Annotated in this window: 17 protein-coding genes; 9 read left to right on the top strand and 8 right to left on the bottom strand. The window is 70.9% G+C overall.

Features of this window, described 5'->3' with window-relative positions; genetic code table 11:
- Positions 1-11: 11 nt before the first annotated feature.
- Positions 12-1250, top strand: a complete 1239-nt coding sequence (locus ACZ6TU_RS10630; RefSeq protein WP_467673787.1) for an MFS transporter — start codon at positions 12-14, stop codon at positions 1248-1250.
- Here ACZ6TU_RS10630 and ACZ6TU_RS10625 read toward each other — a convergent pair.
- Positions 1187-2353 (bottom strand): hypothetical protein, encoded by a 1167-nt coding sequence (locus tag ACZ6TU_RS10625; protein ID WP_467673789.1) that lies wholly within the window; start codon positions 2351-2353, stop codon positions 1187-1189. The genes ACZ6TU_RS10630 and ACZ6TU_RS10625 overlap by 64 nt on opposite strands.
- The gene (locus tag ACZ6TU_RS10620) at positions 2350-3291 is read right to left on the bottom strand and encodes a 5-dehydro-4-deoxyglucarate dehydratase (RefSeq protein ID WP_467673791.1); all 942 of its coding nucleotides are present in this window, start codon (positions 3289-3291) and stop codon (positions 2350-2352) included. The genes ACZ6TU_RS10625 and ACZ6TU_RS10620 overlap by 4 nt, the downstream gene beginning before the upstream one ends.
- Before the next feature lie 220 nt (positions 3292-3511).
- Here ACZ6TU_RS10620 and ACZ6TU_RS10615 point away from each other — a divergent pair, with 220 nt between their 5' ends.
- From ACZ6TU_RS10615 to ACZ6TU_RS10580, 8 genes are all read left to right on the top strand, one after another.
- Complete coding sequence (locus ACZ6TU_RS10615; RefSeq protein ID WP_467673793.1) at positions 3512-4321, top strand: NAD-dependent epimerase/dehydratase family protein; 810 nt, start codon at positions 3512-3514, stop codon at positions 4319-4321.
- 262 nt (positions 4322-4583) lie between these two features.
- Positions 4584-5354, top strand: a complete 771-nt coding sequence (locus tag ACZ6TU_RS10610) for a DeoR/GlpR family DNA-binding transcription regulator (RefSeq protein ID WP_467673795.1) — start codon at positions 4584-4586, stop codon at positions 5352-5354.
- Positions 5355-5431: 77 nt separating this feature from the next.
- Entirely contained in the window at positions 5432-6805 is a 1374-nt protein-coding gene (locus tag ACZ6TU_RS10605; protein WP_467673797.1) for an ABC transporter substrate-binding protein, read from the top strand.
- Positions 6802-7743: a carbohydrate ABC transporter permease gene (locus ACZ6TU_RS10600; RefSeq protein WP_467673799.1), complete on the top strand. Its 942-nt coding sequence runs from the start codon at positions 6802-6804 to the stop codon at positions 7741-7743. Before ACZ6TU_RS10605 ends, ACZ6TU_RS10600 begins: the two co-directional genes overlap by 4 nt.
- A complete protein-coding gene (locus tag ACZ6TU_RS10595) occupies positions 7740-8591 on the top strand; it encodes a carbohydrate ABC transporter permease (protein ID WP_467673801.1) in 852 nt (283 codons plus the stop codon). The genes ACZ6TU_RS10600 and ACZ6TU_RS10595 overlap by 4 nt, the downstream gene beginning before the upstream one ends.
- Complete coding sequence (locus ACZ6TU_RS10590; protein ID WP_469547754.1) at positions 8588-9577, top strand: zinc-dependent alcohol dehydrogenase family protein; 990 nt, start codon at positions 8588-8590, stop codon at positions 9575-9577. Before ACZ6TU_RS10595 ends, ACZ6TU_RS10590 begins: the two co-directional genes overlap by 4 nt.
- A 73-nt stretch (positions 9578-9650) precedes the next feature.
- On the top strand, positions 9651-9872 hold the full coding sequence (locus tag ACZ6TU_RS10585) for a hypothetical protein (protein ID WP_467673804.1): 222 nt from the start codon (positions 9651-9653) through the stop codon (positions 9870-9872).
- 64 nt (positions 9873-9936) lie between these two features.
- Entirely contained in the window at positions 9937-11148 is a 1212-nt protein-coding gene (locus tag ACZ6TU_RS10580) for a TerD family protein (protein WP_467674412.1), read from the top strand.
- A gap of 65 nt (positions 11149-11213) precedes the next feature.
- On the opposite strand, the gene ACZ6TU_RS10575 is transcribed toward ACZ6TU_RS10580, so the two are convergent.
- From ACZ6TU_RS10575 to ACZ6TU_RS10550, 6 genes are all read right to left on the bottom strand, one after another.
- Positions 11214-11789 (bottom strand): TetR/AcrR family transcriptional regulator, encoded by a 576-nt coding sequence (locus ACZ6TU_RS10575; protein ID WP_467673806.1) that lies wholly within the window; start codon positions 11787-11789, stop codon positions 11214-11216.
- A gap of 99 nt (positions 11790-11888) precedes the next feature.
- Positions 11889-12761, bottom strand: coding sequence for a carbohydrate ABC transporter permease (locus ACZ6TU_RS10570; RefSeq protein WP_467673808.1), 873 nt, complete (start codon positions 12759-12761; stop codon positions 11889-11891).
- Positions 12751-13770 carry a carbohydrate ABC transporter permease gene (locus ACZ6TU_RS10565; protein WP_467673810.1) on the bottom strand — a complete coding sequence of 340 codons (1020 nt, stop codon included), beginning with the start codon at positions 13768-13770 and terminating at the stop codon, positions 12751-12753. Before ACZ6TU_RS10565 ends, ACZ6TU_RS10570 begins: the two co-directional genes overlap by 11 nt.
- Before the next feature lies 1 nt (position 13771).
- Positions 13772-15064: an ABC transporter substrate-binding protein gene (locus tag ACZ6TU_RS10560; RefSeq protein WP_467673812.1), complete on the bottom strand. Its 1293-nt coding sequence runs from the start codon at positions 15062-15064 to the stop codon at positions 13772-13774.
- Between the two features lie 284 nt (positions 15065-15348).
- Positions 15349-16386, bottom strand: coding sequence for a LacI family DNA-binding transcriptional regulator (locus tag ACZ6TU_RS10555; RefSeq protein ID WP_467673814.1), 1038 nt, complete (start codon positions 16384-16386; stop codon positions 15349-15351).
- Between the two features lie 57 nt (positions 16387-16443).
- Positions 16444-16848 (bottom strand): VOC family protein, encoded by a 405-nt coding sequence (locus tag ACZ6TU_RS10550; RefSeq protein WP_467673816.1) that lies wholly within the window; start codon positions 16846-16848, stop codon positions 16444-16446.
- Positions 16849-16925 lie beyond the last annotated feature (77 nt).

Here is a 16925-nt window from a genome sequence, read left to right as displayed (position 1 = left end):
GATGACCAGGCATGACGACCAGAACGCCCTGGCCCGTAGTGCGCGTCCTGCGCGACCGCAACACGGGGCTCTGTCTCTCCGGAGTGGTGCTCTCCGGATTCGGTACCTCGGCCCTGTGGCTGGCATCCGGCGTGTGGGTCAAGGACCTCACCGGCTCGGACGGCCTGGCGGCGCTGTGCATGCTCGCCATGTGGCTGCCGGCCCTGGCCGGCCCCCTGTTGGGCACCCTCGCCGACCGGGGCCGCCGCAAACCGCTGCTGATCGGCACGAACCTGCTGCTGGGCGCCCTCCTGCTCACCCTCCTGGCCGTCGACTCCCCGGGCGATCTGTGGCTGCTGTACGGGGTGTTGTTCGTGTACGGCGCGGCGGGCGTCGTCCACGACGCGGCCGAGTCGGCGCTCGTCGCGACCGCCGTCGACCCGTCCCTGCTGGGCGACTTCAACGGCCTGCGTATGACGGCGACCGAGGGCATGAAACTGCTGGCCCCGCTGGCGGGCGCGGGCATCTACGCGGCGTACGGCGGTGCGGGCGTCGCGCTCCTGGACGCGGCGACGTTCGTGCTGGCCACGGGGCTGTACGCGGCGCTGCGAGTGCGGGAGGAGAAGCCAGGGCCGCCCACCGGCAGCCGCCGGAAGCGGACGGCCGCGGGCGCCCGCCACCTGTGGGCGCACGCCGTGCTGCGCCCCCTGGTCCTGGCGGGCGGCGCCACCCTGCTGTGCGCCGGCCTGAACGGGGCGATGGTCTACGCCGTCGTCGACGACCTCGGGCGCTCCCCCGCCTACGCCGGTGTGCTGTACGCCGTGCAGGGCGCCGGGTCGGTCATGGCCGGACTGCTCTCCGGCACCGCCCTGCGCCGCCTGGGCGAGCGGCGCTTCGCGGTGTACGGCATCGCCCTGCTGGGCGCCGCGGTGGCCCTGCGGGCGGTGCCGTCGGAGCCGGCGGCGCTGGCGTGCAGCGCGGCGATCGGCGCGGGACTGCCCGCGGTGCTGATCGCCACGCTGACCGCCGTGCAGCGCGAGACGCCGGGCCCGCTGCTGGGCCGGGTCACGGCCACGGCCAACACGCTGGTGTACACGCCGAACGTGGTCGGGCTGGCCGCCGGCGCGGCCCTGGTCGAGCTGGTCGGCCACCGGCTGGTGCTGGTGGCCCTGGGCGTGGCCCTGCTGATGACGGCCGCGGCGCTGCTTCAGAGCCCGGCGAGGACGGAGCGGACCGTCTCCAGGTCGCCGTCGGATGCCAACCCGGCGTGATACAGCCGCAGTTCGGTGGCGCCGAGCCGCCGGGCCTCGGCCGCGTCGGACGCGAGAGTGCCGGGGCTGCCGCCCATCCCGGAGACGACGGTGAAGTTGGCGGCGATGACGGCGCCTTCCCGGCCCTGCCGCGCGAACGGCGTCAGCGTGCCGGTGCCGCCCGCGCACGGCACGACCACCCCGTCCGCGACGGACAGGATGTGCGCCGGGTCGACCCCGGGATTGGCGCCGACGTGGTACGACACCGGGTCCGCGTGCAGCAGCACCTGGAAACCGTCGGGGGCGGCCGCCCGGACCGCCGCGACGGCCGCCTCCTGGAGCGTGCGGGCCGTTGCGTCACGGTACGCGCGCGTGGTGTTCGCGAGCGTCTCGCCGAGGAGCTTCTCGACGCCCGTCCAGCCTCCGTCGGAGGGCGTCACCCCCTGCCACACCGGCTCCAGCGCGGTCCGTACGGCGGCGGCCAGGTCATCGGCGTCCAGGCCGTGCCGGCCGTAGCCCTCCCGGCAGGCCGGGCAGAAGCACAGCGCCATCAGGTACTGCCCGGCGTCCCCGAGGCCGACGCCGCCGGTCTTGTCATGGGCGTGCAGATGCTGCAGGCCGTACCAGCCGAGGGACTCCAGCTCCGTACCGCGCGCCCCGGGCCGTACGGCCGCCTCGGCGGCCAGGTCGGTCAGGTACGCGCGCGTGGCGGGCTGCGCGATGCACGGCGCCCAGGGGTAGCGGTCGCCGTAGGCGTTGACGACCGAGGTGTCCGGGTGCTCGGCGCCCAGGCGGGAGTTGTGCGCGAGGACGACCCAGGTGTGCACCTCCAGGCCGGCGGCCGCGAGCGCCGTGGCGGCCTCGCCGAAGGCGTCCCCGGGGGCCCAGTCACCGGCCGCGTAGGGGCGCAGCTCCCGCCCGTCCCAGCGGTCGTCCGCCGGGTACAGCACGGCGGCGTGCTCGGCGGTGACGACGCGGTGGCGCGGATGGCGGGGCGTGAGCGCGCGCGTGGAGTGGTAGGCGGCGGCGAGCGTCACCTGCTGCACGCCGAGCGCGGCGACCCGCGCGGGCGCCTCCGGGTCCCCGTTGACGTCCCAGGGGTAGACGAATGCCGATGCCTTCATTTGGCCTCCTCAAGCAGCGCGTAGCCGCGCTCGATCACTTCGGCGAGCTGCTTGACATGATCCTCGGTCGGCTCGTGCAGCGGGGGCCGTACCTCCCCCACGTCCAGTCCGCGCAGCCGTACGCCGGCCTTGACGAGGGCGACGGCGTAGCCTCGGCCCTGGGCGCGCAGTTCGACGAAGGGGCGGTAGAAGCCGTCCAGCAGCTTCTCCACGGTGCCCTCGTCGCCGCTGCGGAGGGCCTGGTGGAAGGCGAGGGCGATCTCGGGCGCGAAGCAGAACACGGCGGACGAGTAGAGCGTGACGCCGAGGGCGCGGTAGGCGAGCTGGGTCTGTTCGGCGGTCGGCAGGCCGTTGAAGTACAGGAAGTCGCCGGGGACCTCGGAGCGGACGGCGCTGACGATGCGCTGCATGAGGTCGAGGTCGCCGAGCCCGTCCTTGAGGCCGATGATCCCGTCCGTGCGGGCGAGTTCGACGACGGTCTCCGGGGTGAAGACCGCGTTGTCGCGCTGGTAGACGACGACGGGCAGGGAGGTCGCGGCGGCGACCTCCCGGTAGTGCCGCAGCAGCCCTTCCTGCCCGGCGACGACGAGGTACGGCGGCATGGCGAGCAGCCCGTCCGCCCCGGCCGCCTCGGCGAGGCGGGCGTAGCGCACGGCGAGCGCGGTGCCGTACCCGGCGCCCGCGACGACCGGCACCCGTCCCTCGGTCGCCTCGACGGCGACCCGTACGCACGCCTCGAACTCCTCGGGCGTCAGCGCGTGGAACTCGCCGGTGCCGCAGCAGGCGAACACGGCGGCCGCTCCGGTCTCGACCCCGCGGCGCACGTGCGCGCGGTAGGTGTCGAGGTCCACGGAGCCGTCGGGGCCATAGGCGGTGACCGGGAAGAACAGCGGTCCGCTGGGGATGTTGAGTCGAGCGGCGAGAGGGGCTGACGTCACAAGCTCTCCCGGTTCCATATTCATGATTGCCGTCTATATTTCTGAACGCCTCCACGCTAAGGCGCCGCCTCGGCGCCGGTCAAGCGCGCGAACCCGCGACGCACCAGCGGATTCACTCCATCCGCGGCATACTTGACGGGCCCCGCTCCAGATCCTTAGCGTGTCCACGAATATGAATGCCGTGCACTCATGTGTACGGGGAAATTCAAGGAGACCGAGGATGCCCGCTCCCCGCACCGTCCTGCTCACCGGCGCCGCCGGCGGCCTCGGCACCCTGATGCGGAGCCTGCTCCCGGACTACGGTTACGAGCTGCGCCTGCTCGACATGCGCCCGATCGAAGGCGCGCCGGACGCGATCACCGCCGACCTCTCCGACCAGGACGCCGTGCGCGAGGCGGTCCGCGGCGTCGACGCGATCATCCACCTCGCAGGCATCTCCCTGGAAGCCCCCTTCGAGAAGATCCTCACGGCGAACATCGAGGGCACCTACCACCTGTACGAGGCCGCCCGCGAGGAGGGCGTCGGCCGGATCGTCTTCGCCTCCTCCAACCACGCCGTCGGCTACACCCCGCGCCCCCAGGGCGACGACCCGCTGATCCCGGTCGACACCCCCCGCCGCCCGGACACCTTCTACGGCCTGTCCAAGTGCTTCGGCGAGGACCTCGCACAGTTCTACTGGGACAAGCACGGTCTGGAGACGGTCTCGGTGCGGATCGGCTCCTGCTTCCCCGAGCCGACCAGCGTGCGCATGCTCTCGGTGTGGATGAGCCCCGCCGACGGCGCCCGCCTCTTCCACGCGGCCCTGACCGCCGAGCACGTCGGCCACACCGTCGTCCACGGCTCCTCCGCGAACACGCGGCTGTGGTGGGACCTCACCACCGCCCGGGCGCTCGGCTACGAGCCGCAGGACGACTCCGAGCCGTGGGCCGAGAAGCTCATCGCCGAGCAGGGCGATCTGGACCCGGAGAACGAGGCGCACGCCTACCTCGGCGGCCACTTCGTGACGGACCCGCCGATCTGGCCCTACTGACCGGAAAGAGTCGTCGCGAGAGGGCGGGCGGGCACCGAACGGGCCCGCCCGCCCCCGCATTCGGGCACCATCGCTGCCCGCTCTCACGCGCCGATCGCCGCCGACGCAGGTCCGCGACGGACACACCCCGCGTCGAACGGGCACAAACGGGCAGTATCGAACCCGCAACAGACCTGGTCAGTGCCGCATCCCCGCTGTAGAAATTCCCCCACGGGTCCCACCGGGCCCGAACGGGCAGCAGAAGCGGAAGGCAGGTGGCGGCATGAGCACGAGGACGGCGGAAGAACGTCAGCGTGAGATCGTGCTGGCCGCGCGGCGTGCCGGCTCCGTCGACGTCACCGCCCTCGCCGCCGAACTGGGCGTGGCCAAGGAGACCGTCCGGCGGGACCTGCGCATCCTGGAGGACCACGGCCTGCTCCGCCGCACCCATGGCGGCGCCTACCCGGTGGAGAGCGCCGGCTTCGAGACCACGCTCGCCTTCCGCGCCACCAGCCACGTCCCCGAGAAGCGCCGTATCGCGACCGCCGCCGCCGAACTGCTCGGCGACGCGGAGACCGTCTTCGTCGACGAGGGCTTCACCCCCCAGCTCATCGCCGAGGCACTCCCCCGGGACCGGCAGCTGACCGTGGTCACCGCGTCCCTGCCGGTCGCCGGCGCGCTCGCCGGGACCGACACCGTCTCCGTCCTGCTGCTCGGCGGCCGGGTCCGCTCCGGCACCCTCGCCACCGTCGACCACTGGACGACGAAGATGCTGGCCGGTTTCGTCGTCGACCTGGCGTACATCGGCGCCAACGGCATCTCCCGCGAACACGGCCTCACCACCCCCGACCCGGCCGTCAGCGAGGTCAAGACACAGGCGATCCGGGCCGCCCGCCGCACGGTGTTCGCGGGCGTGCACACCAAGTTCGGAGCGGTCAGCTTCTGCCGGTTCGCCGAGGTCGGCGCGCTGGAGACGATCGTGACGAGCACGCTGCTGCCGGCGGCCGAGGCCCACCGCTACTCACTGCTCGGGCCGCAGGTCATCCGGGTCTGACCCACCGGCCCCCGTCCCCGCAGGGCTAAGCCACGTCCTGCCATGCCCCTTATCTCCCCATAATTCAGGAGCGATCCATGCGAACCCAGAGCCGACGACGGCCACCGCGAGCCACGCTCGCCATGGCCGCCGCAGGGACGCTGCTCGCCCCGCTGCTCTCCGGCTGCTGGGTCGGGGCGGGCGGGGCCGGATCCGGCGGCGACGCCATCAACGTCCTGATGGTCAACAACCCCCAGATGGTCGAGCTCCAGAAGCTCACCCGCGCCCACTTCACCGAAGAGACCGGCATCAAGGTCAACTTCACCGTCCTGCCCGAGAACGACGTCCGCGACAAGATCAGCCAGGACTTCGCCAACCAGGCCGGCCAGTACGACGTCGCCACGCTGTCCAACTACGAGATACCGATCTACGCCCGCAACGGCTGGCTGCACGAGATGAACGGCTATGTGGCCGAGGACCCGGCCTACGACGAGCAGGACATCCTGAAGCCGATGCGCCAGTCCCTCACCGGGGACGACGGCAAGCTCTACGGCCAGCCCTTCTACGGCGAGTCGTCGTTCCTGATGTACCGCAAGGACGTGTTCGAGAAGAAGGGCCTGACGATGCCCGCGCGCCCCACCTGGCAGCAGGTGGCGGACCTCGCGGCGAAGGCGGACGGCGCGGAACCGGGCATGAAGGGCATCTGCCTGCGCGGCCTGCCCGGCTGGGGCGAGGTGATGGCCCCCCTGACCACCGTCGTGAACACCTTCGGCGGCACCTGGTTCGACAAGAACTGGAAGGCGCGGCTCGACTCCCCCGCCTTCGAGAAGGCGACGAAGTTCTATGTCGACCTGGTCCGCGAGCACGGCGAGTCCGGCGCCGCCCAGGCCGGCTTCGCCGAGTGCCTGAACAACATGACCCAGAGCAAGGTCGCCATGTGGTACGACGCCACCTCCGCGGCCGGATCCCTGGAGGCGGCGAACTCCCCCGTCAAGGGCAAGGTCGGCTACGCCCCCGCACCCGTCGAGAAGACCGGGTCCTCCGGCTGGCTCTACACCTGGGCCTGGGGCATCCAGAAGGCCTCCCGCAACTCCGACGACGCCTGGAAGTTCGTCTCCTGGGCGTCCGGCAAGGGCTACGAGGAACTGGTCGGCGACCAGGTCGGCTGGTCGAACGTCCCGGCCGGCAAGCGGGCGTCGACCTACGCCAACCCCGACTACCGCAAGGAGGCCGCCGCCTTCCAGGAGATGACCAAGGAGGCCATCGAGGGGGCCCGGCCGAACGATCCCGGCGTGCAGCCGCGGCCCGCGCCCGGCATCCAGTTCGTCGGCATCCCCGAGTTCACCGACCTCGGCACCAAGGTCTCGCAGGAGATCAGCGCCGCCATCGCCGGACGCCAGTCCGTCGAGTCGGCCCTGAAGAAGTCGCAGGCGCTCGCCGAGAAGATCTCCGAGGAGTACGAGGGACGATGACCGCCATGACAACGGCCCCCGTGGCCGCTCCCGAGACGCGTACCCCGGTCCGCCGGCCCTCCGCCCGCCTGCGCGCCTGGGCCACCCGCGCCCCGCTGCTCCCCGCCCTGATCTTCATGATCGTCGTCACCCAGCTGCCCTTCGTGGCGACGCTGGTGATCTCCTTCTTCGACTGGAACTCCCTCTATCCCGACGCCCGGCACTTCACGGGCCTCGACAACTACCAGGAGGTCCTCACCGACGCGGACCTGCGCCAGTCGGTGTGGACGACCGTCCTGCTGACGGTGGCGGTGGTCCTGGCCAGCCTGGTCCTGGGACTCGTCCTGGCGCTGCTGTTGGACCGGAAGTTCCGCGGCCGGGGCATCGTGCGGACACTGCTGATCGCACCCTTCCTGGTGGTACCGGTCGCGGCGGCCCTGCTCTGGAAGCATGTGCTCTACAACCCCGAATACGGCTTGTTCAATGGGTTGTTGCACTATGTGGGCGGCCCACAGCCCGACTGGATCTCGAACACCCCGCTGCTCGCGGTCGAAGCGTCGCTCGTCTGGCAGTGGACGCCGTTCATGATGCTCATCCTGCTGGCCGGCCTGCAGAGCCGTGACCACCAGCAGATCGAGGCGGCCCGCGTCGACGGCGCGAGCGACTGGCAGATCTTCGTCCACCTGACACTCCCGCACCTGCGCCGCTACCTCGAACTGGGCGCCCTGCTGGGCTCGATCTACATCGTCCAGAACTTCGACGCGGTCTTCACGATCACGTCCGGCGGCCTGGGCACCGCCAACCTCCCCTACACCGTCTACCAGAGCTTCTACCAGGCCCACGAGAACGGCCTCGCGTCGGCCGCGGGCGTCCTGGTGGTCATCGGCTCGATCGTCATCGCGACCTTCGCCCTGCGCGTGGTGTCGTCCCTGTTCCGCGAGGAGGTGTCCGGCGCATGAGCACGACCGCCCTGCGTGTCCGCCGTGTCCGTGGCAAAGGTGCGGGCCTCGGCCTGCTGGCCTGGCTGCTCGGCATCGCGTTCTTCCTGCCCATCGCGTGGATGGCGCTGACGTCCCTCCACTCCGAGCAGGACGCGGCGACCAACCCGCCGTCCTTCGCGGCAGCCCTGACCCTGGACGGCTACCGCGAGTTCTTCGGCGCGGGCGGCGGCGCGAGCCCCTGGCCGGCGCTGATCAACTCCACGGTCGCGTCCGTCGCCTCGACCCTGCTGGTCCTGCTGCTGGCCTTCCCGGCGGCGTACGCGCTGTCGATCAACCGCGTCCGCAAGTGGACGGACGTCCTGTTCTTCTTCCTCTCCACGAAGATGCTGCCCGCGGTCGCGGGCCTGCTCCCGATCTACCTCTTCGCCAAGAACGCGGGGATGCTCGACAACATCTGGCTGCTGGTCATCCTCTACACCTCCATGAACCTGCCGATCGCGGTGTGGATGATGCAGTCGTTCCTCGCCGAGATCCCTGTCGCGGTGATCGAGGCGGCCCGGGTGGACGGGGCTCGGCTGCCGACGGTCCTCGCGCGCGTGGTGGCCCCGATCGCCCTGCCCGGCATCGCGGCGACCGCCCTGATCTGCTTCATCTTCAGCTGGAACGAACTGCTCTTCGCACGGGTGCTGACCGGCGTGGTCGCCGAGACCGCCCCCGTCTTCCTGACCGGCTTCATCACCAGCCAGGGCCTGTTCCTGGCGAAGGTCTGCGCCGCGTCGCTCGTCATCTCCCTGCCGGTGCTCGCCGCGGGGTTCGCCGCCCAGGACAAGCTGGTCCAGGGCCTGTCGTTGGGAGCCGTCAAATGAAGGCCGCCGTCATCGAGTCCGTGGGCAAGGCCGTCGTCGCCGAGGTCCCGGACCCGACGCCAGGGCCGCGCGAGGTCGTCGTCGAGGTCGCGGCCTGCGGGCTGTGCGGCACGGACCTGCACATCCTCCAGGGCGAGTTCGCCCCCAAGCTGCCGATCGTGCCCGGGCACGAGTTCGCCGGCGAGGTGGTCGGGGTCGGCACCCAGGTCACCGAGGTGTCGGTGGGCGGCCGGGTCGCGGTCGACCCGTCCCTGTACTGCTACGAGTGCCGCTACTGCCGTACGGGCCACAACAACCTCTGCGAACGCTGGGCGGCGATCGGCGTCACGACTGCCGGAGGCGCGGCGAAGTACGCGGTCGCCCCCGTGGCGAACTGCGTGACACTGCCCGAGCACGTCCGCACGGAGGACGCGGCCCTGGTGGAGCCCCTCTCCTGCGCGGTACGCGGCTACGACGTGCTCCAGTCCCGCCTCGGTGCTCACGTCCTGATCTACGGCTCCGGCACGATGGGCCTGATGATGCTGGAACTGGCCAAGCGCACGGGCGCGGCGAGCGTGGACGTCGTCGACGTGAACCCGGCCCGCCTGGAGACGGCCCGCCGCCTCGGCGTCTCGGCGTCGGCCGCCAACCCGGACGAACTCGACCGCCCGCAGGGCTGGGACCTGGTCGTCGACGCCACGGGCAACGCGGCGGCGATCCAGGACGGCCTGGACCGGGTGGCGAAGGCCGGCACGTTCCTGCAGTTCGGTGTGGCCGACTACGCGACGCGCGTGATGATCGACCCGTACCGCATCTACAACCAGGAGATAACCATCACCGGCTCGATGGCGGTGCTGCACAGCTTCGAGCGCGCGGCCGAGCTGTTCGCGAACGGCGTCCTCGACCCCGGCATTTTCATCAGCGACCGCATCCCGCTGGAGCGGTACCCGCAGGCGCTGGAGCAGTTCGCGTCAGGGGTCGGCCGCAAGATCGTGGTCGTGCCGTAGGGCGACGGACCGCCGCGGGCGGGGCAGGCGAAATTCGCTGGGGCGCCTGCACCCGCCCCCGTACGCTCGCGGCATGCCACGACCCCACGGATTCACTTACGAGCGGCACGCGGGCGGAACCGTCCGCATCACCCACCACGGCCGCCCCGCCACCACGCTGAACGGCACCCGGGCCGAGCAGTTCATCGCCGAGGTCGAGACCTCCGATCCCCAGCTCGTCATGGCCCGCTGGACCGGCAACTACAAGCGGGGCAACGAACGCACCGCCCGCGATCACCCCCGCAACCGCCGCTGACCCGATTGGCCCCAGGGTAAGGGAACGGCAAAACCACCTCGCTCGTTCACGGGGCATGACAGCTATGACCCCCGGCTCGAACATCCCCCTGTCCGCCGCCCGCGTGACGGTGGACGTCGCCGCACCGGTGCGGCTCGACGTATCGGGCCTGCTGCTCACCGCCGACGGCAAGGTGCGCTCCGACGACGACTTCATCTTCTACAACCAGCCGTCGGGCCCGGGCGTGACGTACCGCTCGGGCGGCGGCACCGCGCCCGACGCGATCGTGGTCGACACGGCGGCCGTGCCGCCCGGCATCGAGAAGATCGTCGTCACGGCGAGCCCGGACGCCGCGGGCCAGACCTTCCGGGGCATCGAACCGACGGCCACGATCCGCAACGCGGACGACGGCTCCGTCCTGGCCTCGTTCACGCCCCCGCAGCTCGGTGACGAGACGGCCCTGGTGATCGTGGAGATCTATCTGCGCAACGGCCAGTGGAAGGCCCGGGCCGTCGGCCAGGGATACGCCAACGGCCTCGCGGGCATCGCCACGGACTTCGGTGTCACGGTGGAGGAGCCGGCCGCGGCAGCCCCGGCCCGGCCGGTGACGCCGCCTCAGGCCCCGGCGCAGCCGCCGGTGGCTCCCCCGGCCCCGCCCGTCACCACGCCCGCGGCTCCCCCGGCTCCGGCCACGCCCCCGCCGCCCGCCCCCGGAGCCGGGAAGATCAACCTCGACAAGGGCCGCGTCAGCCTCCAGAAGAACCAGACCGTCTCCCTGGTCAAGGGCGGCCGCCCCCTGCTCTCCCAGGTCAAGATGGGCCTCGGCTGGGAGCCGGCGTACCGGGGCAAGGACATCGACCTGGACGCCTCGGTCATCGCCTACGGCCCGCAGCGCAACCACATCGACAGCTGCTACTTCGGCAAGCTGTCCATCGTCGGCGGCGCGATCAAGCACTCCGGCGACAACCTCACGGGTGAGGGCGGTGGTGACGACGAGGTGATCGTGGTCGACCTCGGCCGCCTCCCGCAGGAGGTGACCGGCCTGGTCTTCACGGTCAACTCCTTCTCCGGCCAGAAGTTCACGGAGGTCGCCAAGGCCTACTGCCGCCTCCTGGACGCCACGACCGGCGAGGAACTGGTCCGTTTCGACCTCACCAGCGCCGAGCCGCAGACCGGCGTGATGATGGCCAAGCTGATCCGCCAGTTCTCCGGCGAGTGGGAGATGACGGCGATCGGCGACTTCGTGAAGTCCCGCACGGTCAGGGGAATGGTGAAGCCTGCGGCCCAGACCCTGTAACGCACGCACCGCCGGCCTCATAGGACGCCCCCTGTTCAGGGGGCGTCCGGCGTCCGCCCAGCGGGTCAGCGACGCCCGGCCCCCAGCCCCTCCGTCAGCAACGTCAGATAGCGGCGGATGTGCCCGTCCTCCCCATCCGCCGACTCCGCCGCCGTCACCATGCCGTGAGCCAGTCGCAGTACGTCGATCGGCTCGACGTCCCGCCGGAGCGTGCCTTCCTCCTGCGCTGCCCGGACCAGCCGCCCCGCCGCGCTCTTCACCGAGTCACCGCAGGCCGTGGCCACGGTCGAGCCGCTCCGCGTGACCGCCTGGCCCAGCAGGGCCCGCAGGCCGCGCACCTGCAACATCCCGGCGCCCAGTTCGTACAGCCATTCCACCAACGCCTCGCCCGGCGGCAGCTCGGCCGCGAGCGCGTCGGCCCGGGCTGCGATCGCCTCGATGCGGTCGAGGTACGCCGCCTCCAGCAGCGCGTGCCGGGTCGGGAAATGCCGGTACAGCGTGCCCGAGCCGACCCCGGCCCGCTTGGCGATGTCGTCGAGCGACGCGCCCTCCCCGTGCTCGGCGAAGGCCTCCACGGCCACCTTCAGCAACCGCTCGTAGTTACGCCGAGCATCCGCCCGCATGGGCCTGACCTGCGCCATGCAGCCACTCCTCACGAACCGGGGGGATTACGAACCGGGGACCCTCTCCGCACCTTATCGAGAACGGCCGGCGAGCCGAGGTCCGCACACCCGCCCGCCTCACATCTTCATCGCCCCCGCCGCCAGGTCCCGCAGGAAGTGCCGCGCCCCGATCAGGAACACGACGATCAGTGGGATGACACTCATCAGGGCACCGGCCATCACCAGCGAGTAGTCGGTGTTGTAGAGGATGTTGAGGTTGGCCAGGGCGACCTGGAGGGTGACCTTGTCGGGGTCGATCATGACGACCAGGGGCCAGATGTAGTCGTTCCAGAGGCCGATGAACGTGAAGATGCCGAGGAAGGCGAGAGCCGGCCGGAACAGCGGCAGGACGACCGTCCAGTAGAGGCGGAAGAAACCGGCCCCGTCGATCCGCCCGGCGTCCAGCAGCTCGTCCGGCAGCGAGTTCTGCGCGTACTGGCGCATCCAGAAGATGCCGAAGGCGTTCGCCGCGCCGGGAATGATCAGCGCCTTCAGGGAGCCGGCCCAGCCGAACTCGGCCATGGTCACGAACTGCGGCACCAGGGAGAGCTGCGCGGGGATCATGTACGTCACCAGCAGCATGCCGAAGAGGAACTTCTTCGCCGGGAACTCGTACTTGGCGAAGGCGAACGCGGCCAGCGAGTCGAAGAACAGCACCAGCACGGTCCCGAGCACGGCGACGACGACGGTGTTGAACAGCGAGCCGAAGAAGTCGACGGTGTCGAGCACCCGCCCCATGTTGTCCAGCAGATGCGACCCCGGCACCAGCTTGGGCGGGTAGCGGTAGATGTCCTGCGTGGTGCCGGAGGCCAGCACCACCAGCCAGTAGAAGGGGAACAGCGAGACCAGCACACCGAGCAGCAGCACCGCCCGGACGCAAGTGCGGCTGAGCCTGCTGCCGGAGCCGATGGCCAAACCCGCGCTCCCGGTCGACCTCTGTTCAGCGGCCACGGCGAGCCCCCTTGCGGCGCAGCAGACCGGCGATGCCGGGCCGGCGGTCGTCGTCCGAGCCGGCGACCAGGCGCCAGTTGATGACGGTGAAGACAGCGATGATCGCGAAGAGGACCCAGCCCATGGCGGCTCCGTAGCCGAACTGGTGCTCCTTGAAGGCCTTCTGCCACAGATAGAGCACGATGGTCATCCCTTCCTGGCCCGGCCCGCCCGTGGTTCCGACGTCGGTCGACTGGAAGAGCACCTGGGACTCGGTGAAGATCTGAAGGCCGTTGATCGTGGAGGTGACGGCGGCGAAGAGCACCACCGGGCGCAGTTGCGGCAGTACGACCCGGAAGAGGGTCTGCCGGCTGTTCGCGCCGTCGACGCGGGCGGCCTCGAAGTGCTCGGTGGGGATGGCCTGGAGGCCCGCCAGGAAGATCAGCGCGTTGTAGCCGACCCACCGCCAGATGATCATGATGGAGACGGACGACTTGATGCCCCACTCCGAGGACAGCCAGCCGACCCCGTCCAGCCCGATCGCCCGCAGCACCGAGTTGGCGAGTCCCGCCTGGGCGAAGACCGAGCCGAAGACGACGGTCATGGCGACCATCGAGGTGACGTTGGGGACGAAGTACGCCACCCGGTAGGCACCGGCGAAGCGGACCTGCGAGTGCAGCAGGAACGCCAGCACCAGAGCCAGGAACAGCATCGGCACCGTGGACAGGAACCAGATCTCGAAGGTGTTGAGCACCGAGTGCCAGAACACCGAGTCCTGGAGCAGCCAGCCGTACTGCTTGAGCCCGACGTAGCGCATGTCGCCGATGCCGTCCCAGTCCTGGAAGGACAGGTAGACGGAGAAGACGATCGGGAAGGCGCCGAAGACGGCGAACAGCACGTAGAACGGGGAGATCGCGAGCAGCGGCGGGAGGTGACGCCTGCGTCCGCCCGGGGTGGTGGCTTTCGTACGGCCGGCCGGCTGCTTCTCGCTCGCCGCCGGCACGCCGGCCGGGTCGAGAACTGTCGCCATGTCAGCTCACCCCCACCCGGGACAGCGTGGTCTCGGCGGTGTTCACGGCGTCCCGCCAGGCCCTGTCGGGGTTCTTGCCGAGCATTTCCACATTGGTCAGCTCCTGGAAGAACGGGGTGTTGGCGGACTCCTCGTAGGGGCTGAAGTAGACGACCGGGGCCTTTTCGGCGGCCGGGCCGAAGACGTCGATGGGCTGCTGGCCGCCGAAGAAGGGGTCGGGCTTGTGCATCGCCGGCTCCGCGTAGGCTGCCGGAGTGGTGGGGAACAGGGAAATCTCCTGGTAGCTCTCGAGCTGGTTCGCCGGGCTGAGCAGCCACTTCAGGAAGGCGAAGCCCGCCTCGGGGTCCCGGCAGTAGCGGGTCAGAGTCATGTACGAGCCGCCGTAGTTGGCGGGACCGTCCGGCATGGTGGTCAGCCGCCAGGACCCGGAGGTCTTCGGCGCGGTGTCCTTCAGGCCGTTGATGGCCCACACCGCCGTGGTCATCGTGGCGATCCGGCCTCCGCTCATGGCCGCGTTGAAGTCGGGTGTGCCGTCCGTGATCCTGGCGCTGAGTCCCTGGCGGAGGATGTCCACGGACAGGTCCCAGGCCCGCCGGATGTGCTCCTGGCAGCCGATGAAGCGGTTGTCGGCGTCCACGAACTGCCTGGGGCTCTGGAGCAGGACCTGCTGGAAGACGTTGCCGATGTTGCTCACCAGGTACGGCTTGCCGGGCCCCTTCGCCCGCAGGGCCCGCCCGGCGGCGATGAACTTCTCCCAGGAGGGGATCTCCTCGGCGACGTCCTCCGGTTCGTGGGCCAGTCCGGCCTCCCGGAAGAGGTCCCTCCGGTAGTAGAGCGCGGTGGGGCCGGCGTCCAGAGGGAAGCCGATCATCCTGCCCGTCGGGGTGAAGCAGGCCTTCCACTTCCACTCGAGGTACTGGTCGCGGACTGACTCCGCGCCGAGCTCCCGCAGGTCGAGGAACTCGTTCTCGTCGGGGAAGAACGTGGCGAGGTTGTCGTTGTTCACGACCGTCACGTCCGGCACGTAGGCGCGCGCGGCGAGGCTGGTGCGCACCTTGGAGTCGATGTCGCCGTCGGGTATCTGCGAACTCCGCACCTTCAGTCCGGGCATCCCCGGCACGCCCCGCCTGGCGGTGGCGAGCAGCTTGTCGCTGAGCGAGGCCTTCCAGTACCAGAGGCTGAGGTGGTCGGTTCCGGCGGAGGCCGATCCCTTCACGGACCCGCATCCGGTCAGTCCGAGCAGGCCCGCCCCCGCACCGCCCAGGGAGGCCCCCAGAAAGCGTCTGCGGGACATCGTTCGGTGTTCCATGGGGGCGCACTCGCTTTCCGGGCGTGCCGTGGCAGGGCACAGCGCTGCCGCGGGCCCGTTTTTCACGGGATGGGGGGAGGCTTCCCTGATGAGGAAGTGAAGACAACGATGTCGGCGGGGCGTGGTGGCCGGGGCCGACGGTCTCGCGGTGGGGGTTTCCGGGTGCTCGTGAACGTTCACGTGAGCGTTGCCGTCGAGTATCGGGGCGCCCGAAAACCGGTGTCAAGGGACCTGCGCGGAACGGTCTGCCGGGCATACGCCCAGGCAGGTCAGGCGGAGGCGCGGACCACCAGCTCGGGCACCACCCACGCGTCCGCGCCCCGCAGCGGCTCCTCACCCTCGCGCAGCCGGGCCACCTGCTCCACGGCCAGCCGTCCCAGCTGCCGTTTGTCGATGTGCAGGGTGGTCAGGGCGGGGTCCACCAGCTCGCCCAGGGAGAGCCCGTCGAAGCCCAGCACCGCCAGATCGTCCGGGACACTCCGGCCGTGGCGGCGGGCGGTGCGCATCGCCCCGATCGCTATCAGGTCGTTGAAGCCGAAGACCGCGGTGATCTCGGGCCTCGCCGCCAGGAGTTGTTCCATGCCGGCCTCGCCGCCGGCCACGCTGTGCTCCGGGCACACCACGACCCAGTCCTCGTCGACCGGCAGTCCGAGGCGCCGCACCTGCTCCAGGAAGGCCAGCCTGCGGGGGCCGGGGCCGTGCACGCCGTCCAGCATGCCGATCCTGCGGTGCCCCGCGCGGAACAGGTGGTTCATGCCCTGCTCGACTCCGGTGGCGGCGTCGATGCCCACGGCCGCGAACCGGGTCTGCTGCGGGCCGCGCTCCAGCAGCACCAGCGGCACGCCTCCGAGGTGCCGGGTGAGGACGTCGTCCGGGTCCTTGAAGTAGCCCACGACCGCGTCAGCCTGGTGGGAGAGCACGTCGAGCGCCTGCCGCTCCCTGGCCTCGTCGATACGGGAGTCCCACACGACCACCTGCCAGCCGCGCTGCTCGGCCGCCTCCAGCACCCCGGCGGCCACCTCGGGGAAGAACGGGTTGCGCAGGTCCGGGATGACCAGGCCCGCCGTCACCGCCCCCTTCTGGACGAGTCCGCGCGCGAACCGGCTGGGCCGGTAGTCCAGGAGCCGGGCCGCCTCCAGGACCCGCTCCTTGGTGGCCGGGTCGATCTCACCCTTGTCGTTGACCGCCCGGGAGACCGTCTGCCGTGACACCCCGGCCAGTCGTGCGACGTCGTGGATCGTGGCCCGGCGCCGGGCACCGCCGGCCCGCTCGGCATCCGGCTCCGCCCACTGATTGTCGGTCCACACGCTGAGCACTTTATCCGGCTCCGGCCCCCGCCCGGCAGGGGCGGCCGGGCGGGCCCCTCAGCCGTCGAGCTCGGTGAAGAGCGTCAGCTGGAGGGCGCCCGGGGCTTCGAGCCGGGAGTTCAGGGAGTTCCAGGGGGTGCGCGTGGGCTCGGCGACCACCTCGGCTCCTGCGGCGGCCAGCTTCGCAGTGGTGGCGACGGAGTCGTCCACCTGGAAGGCGACCCGGATGTGCCCGGCCACCCGTCGCCCCACCTCGACCTCGTCGATGAAGGCGGCGTGGTTCGGGTCGGTCAGCTCCAGGGTGGCCCGCCCGGCGTCGAGGATCGTGACCCGCCCGTCCTCCGAGGCGAACGCGCCCTGCTCGGCCAGACCGAGCACGTCCCGGTAGAAGTGCAGCGCGGCGTCGTAGTCGTCCGCCGTCACGACCAGACGGAGTTCTCGTACGGCTGGTTCGTCGGGCATGGGGGCTCCTCCTCCGAGAGCTGGGGTAACCGCTGACAACCCAGGAGCCGGCCGGTTGATTCCCGCGCGCGGCCGGA

The organism is Streptomyces sp. NPDC052064 (assembly GCF_055585925.1).
This window is presented reverse-complemented; position numbering and strand designations above follow the sequence as displayed.

Bases quoted from the DNA above. Each gene is read 5' to 3' on its own strand.
- ACZ6TU_RS10630 (WP_467673787.1), top strand. From the start codon at position 12: ATGACGACCAGAACGCCCTGGCCCGTAGTGCGCGTCCTGCGCGACCGC.
- ACZ6TU_RS10625 (WP_467673789.1), bottom strand. From the start codon at position 2,353: ATGAAGGCATCGGCATTCGTCTACCCCTGGGACGTCAACGGGGACCCG.
- ACZ6TU_RS10615 (WP_467673793.1), top strand. From the start codon at position 3,512: ATGCCCGCTCCCCGCACCGTCCTGCTCACCGGCGCCGCCGGCGGCCTC.
- ACZ6TU_RS10610 (WP_467673795.1), top strand. From the start codon at position 4,584: ATGAGCACGAGGACGGCGGAAGAACGTCAGCGTGAGATCGTGCTGGCC.
- ACZ6TU_RS10605 (WP_467673797.1), top strand. From the start codon at position 5,432: ATGCGAACCCAGAGCCGACGACGGCCACCGCGAGCCACGCTCGCCATG.
- ACZ6TU_RS10600 (WP_467673799.1), top strand. From the start codon at position 6,802: ATGACCGCCATGACAACGGCCCCCGTGGCCGCTCCCGAGACGCGTACC.
- ACZ6TU_RS10595 (WP_467673801.1), top strand. From the start codon at position 7,740: ATGAGCACGACCGCCCTGCGTGTCCGCCGTGTCCGTGGCAAAGGTGCG.
- ACZ6TU_RS10590 (WP_469547754.1), top strand. From the start codon at position 8,588: ATGAAGGCCGCCGTCATCGAGTCCGTGGGCAAGGCCGTCGTCGCCGAG.
- ACZ6TU_RS10585 (WP_467673804.1), top strand. From the start codon at position 9,651: ATGCCACGACCCCACGGATTCACTTACGAGCGGCACGCGGGCGGAACC.
- ACZ6TU_RS10580 (WP_467674412.1), top strand. From the start codon at position 9,937: ATGACCCCCGGCTCGAACATCCCCCTGTCCGCCGCCCGCGTGACGGTG.
- ACZ6TU_RS10575 (WP_467673806.1), bottom strand. From the start codon at position 11,789: ATGGCGCAGGTCAGGCCCATGCGGGCGGATGCTCGGCGTAACTACGAG.
- ACZ6TU_RS10565 (WP_467673810.1), bottom strand. From the start codon at position 13,770: ATGGCGACAGTTCTCGACCCGGCCGGCGTGCCGGCGGCGAGCGAGAAG.
- ACZ6TU_RS10560 (WP_467673812.1), bottom strand. From the start codon at position 15,064: ATGTCCCGCAGACGCTTTCTGGGGGCCTCCCTGGGCGGTGCGGGGGCG.
- ACZ6TU_RS10550 (WP_467673816.1), bottom strand. From the start codon at position 16,848: ATGCCCGACGAACCAGCCGTACGAGAACTCCGTCTGGTCGTGACGGCG.